At 56.4% G+C, this 9,757-nt stretch carries 4 protein-coding genes; 1 reads left to right on the top strand and 3 read right to left on the bottom strand.

Translation table 11 applies throughout. From position 1 onward, the window contains the following. The 3 genes from VJ956_RS13280 to VJ956_RS13270 all read right to left on the bottom strand — a co-directional run. On the bottom strand, positions 1-2,036 hold a 2,036-nt coding region (locus VJ956_RS13280), incomplete at its 3' end, for a transglutaminase-like domain-containing protein (protein ID WP_324085522.1). Between the two features lie 21 nt (positions 2,037-2,057). Further along, positions 2,058-6,593 (bottom strand): putative Ig domain-containing protein, encoded by a 4,536-nt coding sequence (locus VJ956_RS13275; RefSeq protein WP_324085521.1) that lies wholly within the window; start codon positions 6,591-6,593, stop codon positions 2,058-2,060. Between the two features lie 66 nt (positions 6,594-6,659). After that, on the bottom strand, positions 6,660-7,358 hold the full coding sequence (locus VJ956_RS13270) for a PEP-CTERM sorting domain-containing protein (RefSeq protein ID WP_324085520.1): 699 nt from the start codon (positions 7,356-7,358) through the stop codon (positions 6,660-6,662). A gap of 348 nt (positions 7,359-7,706) precedes the next feature. Between VJ956_RS13270 and VJ956_RS13265 the strand changes: the two genes are divergently transcribed. Further along, positions 7,707-9,686: a VacB/RNase II family 3'-5' exoribonuclease gene (locus VJ956_RS13265; RefSeq protein ID WP_324085519.1), complete on the top strand. Its 1,980-nt coding sequence runs from the start codon at positions 7,707-7,709 to the stop codon at positions 9,684-9,686. Positions 9,687-9,757 lie beyond the last annotated feature (71 nt).

Raw genomic sequence — 9,757 nt, 5'->3', positions numbered from 1 at the left:
TCCGAAGCCGCCGCTGCGATCTTGTCCATGGCGTAGGTTTCCGCCAGGTAGCCCTGGATACCTGCCTGCAGGATGCTGCCCACCAGGTCATGTTTGGTCAAACCGGAAAAATCTTCCGCAGTGAGCTTTGCCGCGGTTTGCTCTACCCGGCTTTTGAGCGCTTCCAGCTGATCGGGGCTGATGCCCTGCATATCAATGCCCACCGCCTGGTACTTGCCAGCGACAAGATTGTTTTCGCTGTAGCGCCAGCTGCGTTCAGGAGCATCAAAGCCCAGGCGGGTCATCAGGGACTGGCCAAGCGTGACCGATGGGGTGGAGGCCACCACCTCGCCATCAACGGTTATCTCGCCGATCATCTGGATAGTATTGGCGGGCAGCTGATCGGGAAGGTCTTCCACGGACTGGGGGTTTTCGGGCAGATAAGTTTCCAGTGTCTGCTGGTCCGCAATGGTCGCGGGGCGAAAGCTGATGGCAATCGATTTGCCAACCAGCTCGGTGGTTGTCCGCTCCAGCTCTGCACTGACACCACCCCACTGCACCGGTATTCCGAAACTGCCGCCGGTGGTGTTGCCAATCTGCAGGCGGAATTTGTAGTAAAGCGATTCCGGCAGGTTGGGTGCCACGGCACTGGCACGAATGTCGCGGTAGGGCAGCTGCACGTTCTCGATGGACACAGACTTGTCAGGGACAATCTGCTGGGTACCCAGCACATCCCCCAGAGTGGCGTTGCTGTTCTGACTGTTGATATAGGATTCCACCCGCGTCTGGTAGTCGTCGAGCTGCGCCTGAACCTGGGCGACATCCAACCCCTGAACCCATCCCTCGGCTTCATTGATTGTCGCGGAGGACTGCAACTGCACCAGAAACTGGTCAGCGTCCAGAGGCACCTGGGACTCGATATCAAGCCCTTCGGTATAAGTGTATTGCTTGAACGCCGGATCCAGAGCGACCCACTCGCCATTGATCCAGGCTTCTACCCAAACGTGCTCCAGCTCCACTTCCTCTGCCGCACCGCCGTAGGAGAGTTGCTGTTGGGGGATGCCTCCCTGACTGATGATGTTGGTGGCCGCATGGATGTTACTCACTCCGCCAACCCAATTCTGAATCGCTTCTGCCGGCAGCGAAACCGTACCGTAAGAGTAGCGTGCCGGAATGCCGGCCTCCCGGTACAGGGCGATCAGGGTGCTGGCGGTATCAAAGGCGTTGCCCTGCTCGCTCTGAACCGTGTAATCCGCGCCTTGCATCACGCCATAGCTGGGTACATAACGAATGGTGTTCTTGACCCATTGATAGAGCGCGAGCGGGTCTGGGCCAAGGTCGGCGACGAGGTCTTCGATACGTTGGGTGGACCTCGTTGCCGAGTCAACTTCCAGATAGTCGGTCAATGACCAAGCCGGCTCACCATTGACTCCAAGTACACCTTCAATCGCTGACTGGGACGTATACAGCCGACGTGGAGGTGGTGTTACAAAATCGAGATCGTTGCTGAAACTCTGCTGCGGATTACGAACCGGTTGTTGAAGATACTGCCTGAGTTCTGAAATAAGCGGCTTCAATGCCGGCGAGTAACTAATCCGATCAAGGCGGCCGAGGGTGTCTTCAAGGCCGGTCATGTTGGCAAGGTAGTTCTCCTGGAAGGCGCGATGCCTGGCAAGCACCTCTGCGGTTGCGCCCTCTTGCTCCAGCCGATCCCGTTCGCCCCGGAGCTCTTTACGGGTGAGGGCGTCTCGCTCTTCCAGGGTAGCGGACAGCATCTGAATCTGCTGCAACCGGCGGGAGACGGCATCATCGTCTTTTGCGTTCAGGGCCTGTTCAAGGCCATCCACCTGGGCGGATAGCGCTTGCAGTGTCTCGCCTATCGGGTTGATATGGGCCAGGCTGTTCCTGACCGGCGTGCTCTGCTTATCCAGCTCTGTCCAGGCTGCAAACACCGCCGGGCTGTAAAAGGTGAAGCTGAAAAAGAACAGCAACAAGGCACTGATCGCTCGCTTCAGGCGCTGGGAAAACATGGCTTCGGTTCTGAAATCGGCAAACATTGTCTCTCTCCCTGAGTTCTCTTATCCGCCACACGCGTCAGACTGGGCTGAGCACTGTATACGATTCAGCTTCTTGGGTGCTGCGTACACCTGGATATCCCAGGTCGGCTCCGAAGTCTGGCCAAACCGGTCTTCCAGTTTCAGGCGCACATTTTTAATGCAGTCGCCCTCGACCGGCGTCCAGCGGATCGTCGGTATGCCATTTTCGTCCGATAGCGCCATGCCTTCCGGAGCGAATTGCAGCTCAACGTCCACCGAGTAGCCCTGGCCATCAACGGCCACAATTCGGTAAACATACTCCTTGCCCACTTCTGCGGTATCCGTTGGAACGTTACCAAGACTCGGCAGCGGCATATCTCCGGCGACTGTGATCGAGTAACTCCGGCCAATCGTTGAGCGGCCATCACTGACTGTTACGGCGACCTGATGGGTTCCAATCTGATCCCCACCGGGAACCCAGGATATTTCACCGGTTCCCGAGTTGATGGTCATCCCCGTCGGTGCCGAGACAAGTGCCCAGCTCAGCGTTTCACCGTCCGGGTCTGCTGCTGTCATTGACGAGTTGTACTGAACCCCGACTCGTGCCGTTGTTGTCGGAGAACCGTCAAATTCCGGCGGTTGATTTTCCGCGAGCACATTCAGGGTAAAACTCTGAGTCGCTGAGGCGCCCTGCGAATCACGCACTTCCAGGCTCACCGCATGGTCACCCGTCTGGCCGCTATCGGGCGTCCACTCCAGCAAACCACCCGCTGACAGGGTCATGCCCGACGGCCTGGATATCAGAGTGTATGTCAGCGCTTCGTTTTCCGGATCTGTTGCGACCATCTGATAGTTGTAGGTCTGGTCAACCAAAGCACCCGATGGCGGCTGACTGATAATCGATGGCGGCGCGTTGTCGGCTGTCACGGTCAAAGTGAAAGCCTGACGTGTCGTCGCTCCCTGCGCATCGGTGACATTGATGGCGACGGCCTGAACACCCTCGTCTGTCTCTTGCGGGGACCACTGCAGGGTCCCGGTTCCAGCGCCTATGGTCATTCCGACTGGGGCCTGCCCCAGGCTGTAGGTGAGCCCACCAGATTCGGGATCCTCAGCAACAACCTGATAACCATATATCTGCCCGACCCGCGCGCTGGTTGGCGGATTGCTGGTGATCACGGGAGATTCATTAGAGTTCACCACTATGACGGTAAAGCTTTGGCTGACCGTGTTGCCGCTGGGGTCCGATACCCGAACCGTCACCGGATAGGCGCCTTCGTCGTTCTCGTCCGTCATCCAGATAACCAGATTCGAGGAACTTATAGACATTCCATCGGGACCGGCTACCAACTCGTAGAGCAGGTCAGCGCCCTGGTCATCCGTTGCAGTAACCTGATACTGCCACTGATTACCGGCCACAATCGAGCCAACCGGGGTAGAGGTGATCTCCGGGGGGGTGTCTGCTGCGGTAACGGTGATATCAAACGCCTGGTCGCTGGAGAGACCTTGAACATCTCTCACCCGAAGATTGACGGATTGGGTTCCTTCCTGTGTGCTGGACGGAGTCCAGGCGAGCAGACCTGACGTAGAATCCAGAGACACACCTTCAGGCCCAGATATGAGCACGTATTCAAGCACATCTCCATTATCCGGATCAGATGCGTGCACCTGGTAGGTGTAAGGCTTTCCAACTTCTGCCGATGCCGGTGCCGCCGACGTAATACCGGGAGCCTGGTTCACGTTCTTCACTTCGATCACGAATATTTTTTCCGCGAAAAGCCCCCGGTTATCAGTCACCCTTACCGTAATCGGGTTTCCACCAATCTGGGTTGTCAAAGGCAGCCACTGCAACTCGCCGGTTCTCCGGTCCAGTTGCATATTGGAAGGGCCTGAAATGAGGCTGAAACTCAGGGTTTCCACCGTGTTTGAGTCCTCTGCCTCAATTACGGCGGAATAAGCCTGATCCTCACTTGCAAGCGGGAGGCTCCGTGTCAAAAATTCTGGAGCTACGTTCTCTTCCAGAACCTGAATCTCGAAGTTCTGTGAAGTCGAACTGCCGCGATCGTCAGACACCACAATCCGTACCGGCTGAACACCAACCTGACCGGCAGCCGGCACCCAAAGTATTTCACCGGTTACCGGGTTGATGGCCATATCGTCCGGGAAATCACCCAGCGCAAATGTCAGTGTTGCATCCGGGTTTGCGTCCGAGGCCTGAACCAGGTAACGGTATTGAGAGCCGGCCTCCGCCTGCACCACAGGCGCACTGTTTATTGAGGGCAAGTAGTTCCGCTCACGCACCTGAAGTTGATAGGACTGCAGGTCGGCCTCGCCTGCGCTATCGACAACCCTCAGAGATACCGATTGGATTCCCCGCTGACCTTCCTGGGGCGTCCAGGCCAGCGAGCCGGTTGAGCTATCGATACTCATACCAGCGGGACCGCCGGCTAATTGAAAACTCAACGCATCGCCCAGATCGGGATCAACGGCCTGGACCTGATAGCTGTATGGCTCAAGCTCAGTTGCATTCAGCTCTGGCGAGCTGACAATAGATGGCGCCTGATTGACGTTCGACACGCTGACAGTATATGACTGCTCGTCAAACTCTCCCTGGGAATCTGCCACTCGCACCGCCACTGTCTGGCTGCCAACGTGAACGTTCAGCGGCGTCCACTCGATCTGGCCCGAAACACTATCAATCACCATGCCAGCCGGAGCGACCTGCAAAGAGAACTCGATACGGTCACGCCGATCAGGATCCGAAGCTTCAACCTTGTATGTATACGCTACTCCCTCAGTTGCATTCACCACAGGATCAGAATGGATGTCAGGGGCGCGGTTAGACACATTTCGGCGGCGGGCCGATGGCGTCACGCTGACCTCCCTGGAGCGGCAGACAGGACGCCCATCGGTGCCCAGCTCACTGACCGCATAGTAATAGGTGGTATCCAGATCCAGACCCATATCCAGATATGTGGAATAACGATTGTCCGTTAACGCGATCTGTTCGTAAGGACCACCGGCCTGGGTGCTGCGATACACGGCATAGGATGTTGCACCGGAATCTGTCCAGGTCAGCTGAGCGATACTCATTTTGCCCCGAACGGCGATATCGGTCAGACAATTGCATGCGGCATCAGATTCGTCCCGGATCCGAACCTGAGTCACTGCTGTGTCAGTCAGGTCAGACTTCCCACTGCTCGGAAAGGCGCTGGACGAGTTATCTGTAACTTGCAGGCGGACCAGATAGTCGCCCGCACCCTTTCCAGCAAAGTCATTGGTGACATCCACCAATTCACCACTGGCATCGTCATACGCCAGATCGTTATCCAGATCCCAAAGCCAGGACACCAGCTGATCAGCGGGCTGACCAGGTTCTTTCAGGCCATCATCCGGGTTGACGGAACCGGAGCCATCCAGATACCAGGGTTGCGTTTGCGGGCACAATAGATAGGGCCCCCCGGCATCTGCTGTGGGGTTGAGGGGAGGCGTATCGACATTGACAACCACTGTGGCTGTCTGAACAAGGGGCGTGTTGCCATCATCTGTTACCCGCATTGTAACGGGATAGTCTCCGAGTTCAGGGAAGCTAGTGGTGATTATTGGACCCTGAGCATCGTAAATGCCGTCATCATCAAGGTCCCACTCCCAGCGAACAATACTTCTTTCGTCTCTCTGGTGGAACGAACCCGTACCATCCAGGGATACCTGTTCTCCGGCTACGGCAGGATTGGGAGTGGCTTGCGCAACCGCCACCAGATCGCCGGTTGGCCGTTGGCTGAGAATCTCTTCGACCTTGATATCCAGAAGGGCTTTGGTAAATGACTCGGCGTTCTTTCCACCTGAGCGTAGAAAACTAAGGTCCCAGGCAGCCCCGCCATTTTCCATCGCCAGATCTACATAGTGATCCACGGTTCTGCCGGAGCCGGAAATGGCGTGGGCGCCTTCACAACGGGTGAAGCCACCGTTTCCATCCTTGACATAGCCCGTTCCCAGGCTGTCCACGCCCAGCGCACTGCGGCCATCGCCGCACCGGATGCGTGCGTTTACAACGGCGTTCAATAGCGCCCGATTCTCATTAAGCAGCGAAAGAACCGAAACGTACGTGATGTTACTATTGGTGTTATCGCGGTCCTCATCCGTGGCAAGAATGATATTGAGCGCAGCACCGTTTCTGCGGGGGAACTGGTTCAATGCGTAATCAATCGCACGCCAACCGTCTTCGGTGCCGCCGCTAGTGATCAGGCGGTTCGATGCCGCCTGAAATCCTTCGACCGACCCTAGCTTCTCACCCTCCACCTCAAGTGTGCGAGGAACGACAGAACGATTGCCATAACCTACCAGACCGTAAAGATTGGCCTGTGACTCACTGCCTATCCCATATTGCTGAAGATTCTCGTCCAGCAGCGGTATCATTTCTCCGATCCAGCGCTGCTCCCCCGACATGGAGCCGGATTCATCAATAACCACGATGACATCGGCGGCGACAGGGGCCTGATTGGCGGCTGCGTTTTGCGAGACAGTGGCCAGACCTGCTGAACAAATGCTGGCCATGAGGGTGCGACAGAAACTCCGTTTCATGGTGATCCCTTATTGCGATTCAGATTATCAGTGTCGGAATTACAGGTAATGATGCCTGGGTAGGTGTCAGGGTGCGACGATTCGCCTTCTTACAAACAGCGAGAGGATTCCCATGGCCATCAGAAGCCAGGTAGATGGCTCCGGAATCGATGCAGGTTTACCTGAGATATCCAGTTCGCCCCAGAAATACAACGAACTCGACTGGTCAAAGGAGGTGCCCATCTCCGGGTCAGTGTGGGAAAGGTAAAAAATGTCATCTGGCGCGGTCAGACCGGTAAATAATGAGAGATAAGCGGTCTCCCCAACTGCCAGATCAAAGTCCCATCCGAGCGCAATGGAAACATCATCCTCGGAGCCTTGCGGTATTGCGTTGTTGTTATCCAGCGAACTGGAAATCAGGTTGTCGTAGATGTCACCGAAGAGAAATCCTGGCTCGTCAATTTCCCAGCTCTGACCAGTTGCCGGAACACCAACGGCTTGCCCGAATTCGTTGAAATAGGTGTTAGCAGAAGGGTCGAATTCGAAATCAAAGAAGGCGTCCAGCGAGTGGCTGCCGGGCGAATCGAATTCGAATCTTACCGCCCCTAACCCCGAAAAATCCAACTGCGGATTTCCAGGCATGGCATCACCGGCGAAATACTCATAAAGATTGCCGTTGATATTAAATGCCCAATCGTTGAGCGTTATCGGTCCGGAAACCGCTCCGGCAGAAAAAAGTAATATGGCAGGAAAAAGCAAAGTCGCTTTAAAGAAGACGGTAAACATCCTGTACCTCGAAAGTCCATTTAACGAGCCGTATTTAAACACTACATTGCGAAATGTTAACCGTCAATATCTGCCTAACTTCTTATCCGAATGATTCCAAAAAACACGAAAACACCGTTCAAAAAATTGATTTAGTTGATTTTATGGCAAAGACGCTCTCAGCCTGCGCCGCGATCCGGCCCATTGGCGCCCTACAGGTGCCTGTGCTGCGACCAGATGCTCACACCGGCCGCTGAGCCGAAGCGTAACTCCGCAAAAAAGTAACCTCGTGTAACGGGTCTGACTCATACCGCCATAAACGGTATACTCACGCGCAACATTCAAATTTTATCCAGTCAGGTTCTGTCCATGCTCAATGCCGACGCCCTCAGCCAGTTGCGCCAGCTGAAATCCGACATCGAAGAACACAAGGTGGTGTACCCCGGTACCGTCAAAGCCACCAACGGGCGTTTCGGCTTTGTGGCACTGGATGATGGGCGGGATCTATTCCTGCCGCCGGAAGAAATGCAGAAAGTTCTGCCCGGTGACCGGGTCAATGTCACTGAACAGGACGGCAACAAGGGCAAGACCCAGGGCCTGGTGGATGAACTGCTTCAGTCCCGGCTCGACACTTTTGTGGGCCGCTACATCATCCGGGGCAAGGGCCACTTTGTTGCCCCTGAAACCCCGGGAATCAACCGCTGGATATTCATTCCCCCGGAGGAACGCCGGAGCGCCGAGCCCGATGATTTCATCTACTGCAAAATTCGCCGCCATCCCATCAAGGATGGCAAGGGCCAGGCGAAGATCCTGAAAGTGATCGGCAAAGCCGGAGATGCCGGCGTAGAACGCGCCCTCACTCTGGCTACCTTCGACCTGCCGGATACATGGCCAGAGGCGGTTCAGGCCCAGGCGGAAGCGCTGGATGAGAGTGCCATCGGCGCCCACAAGGCAGCGCGGGAGGATCGCACCGACCAGCCCTATGTAACCATCGACAGCCCCGGCACCCAGGACATGGATGACGCTTTGCTAGCGGAACCCAACCCCACCGGCTGGAAACTTTCCATTGCCATTGCCGACCCCACGGCACTGATTGATCCGGGTTCACCGGTCGAGCAGGAAGCGTTCCGTCGCGCCACCGCTATTTATTTCCCCGGCGAGCCCCTGCCCATGCTGCCGGACAGCCTCAGCACCCGGTTGTGTTCGCTGATGCCCCAGATGGACCGGCTGGCGCTGGTCTGTGACCTGCAGGTCAACAACGACGGCAGCCTGGGTGATTACAGTTTTCATCTTGCTACCATAAAATCCCAGGGCAAGCTCAGCTACGAGCTGGTATCAAATTTCATTGACGGGCGAATTGACGATGACATCAAGGCCCTGCCTGATGTCATTACCAACAGCCTGGACCAGTTGCATCAGGCCGCCACGGTGCTGCGTAAATGGCGGGCAGAACACGCCCTGCTCAGCGGCGACCGGCCCGAATTCCGGCTGCGCCTGGACGAAAACCGCCGGGTGCGCCTGATTGAACCGTCGGTCCAGAATGAGGCGCACCGCCTGGTGGAAGAATGCATGGTCGCGGCCAACCGCTGCGCCGCGGATTTTCTCGGCAACCAGTCCCGCGGTCTGTTTATCCGGCATCCGGGACTGCGCAGTGACCGGGTCGACAATGTCCGGGCCCTGCTTGAAGGCTTTGCGCCCCAGCTCAGCGGCCTGGATGTGAAAGGGGCGGAGGGCTTCCGGGAACTGATGAAGCACAGCGGAGCGCTGGAAGCGGAAGTTCCGGTCAAGACCATTATCTCGCGGCAGTTGGCCAGGGCAGAGCTGTCATTCAGCTCCGGCCCCCATCAGGGCATGGGACTGAAGGCATATACCACATTCACATCGCCCCTGCGCAAATACACCGACTTCCACGTTCACCGGCTGATCAAATCCGCGCTCTGGCAAACACCCTTGACCGAACTGGACGACACCCTCCTGGAGCAGCTTCAGAGATCACAACTGCAGGCCCGGCAGGCAGCAAACAATCTGGAAAGCTGGCTGAAATCGGACTTTGCCAGAACGCTTGGTGACAGCGAAGTCACCGGAACCATCAGCCGCACCACCCCCGGCGGTTTCTTTGTTCGTCTGGACAGCAATGGCCTGGAAGGTTTTGTCAGCTGCAAAACCCTGGACGGCAAATTCAGTTTTGACCCGGTCACCCTGCGCCTTGTCCACACTAAAAATGGCCGCATTTTCCAGCTTGAACAGCCGGTGACGGTTGTTTTTTCCGGCGTCGACGAACGCAAGCAGATCCTTTTCAACCTGGTGGACACGGATGCCGGTGCCGCCGGCACGAATCAGCGGGCCTGAAAGTAAAGCCGAAAATCGAAAATACGATTCCGTTGCACCACCGTAAATAAAAAATGACAGCACTCATTTGT

The organism is Marinobacter sp., assembly GCF_035268745.1.
Lineage (GTDB): Bacteria > Pseudomonadota > Gammaproteobacteria > Pseudomonadales > Oleiphilaceae > Marinobacter.
The sequence above is the reverse complement of the archived record's forward strand: the minus strand, read 5'-3'. Positions and strand labels throughout refer to the sequence as shown.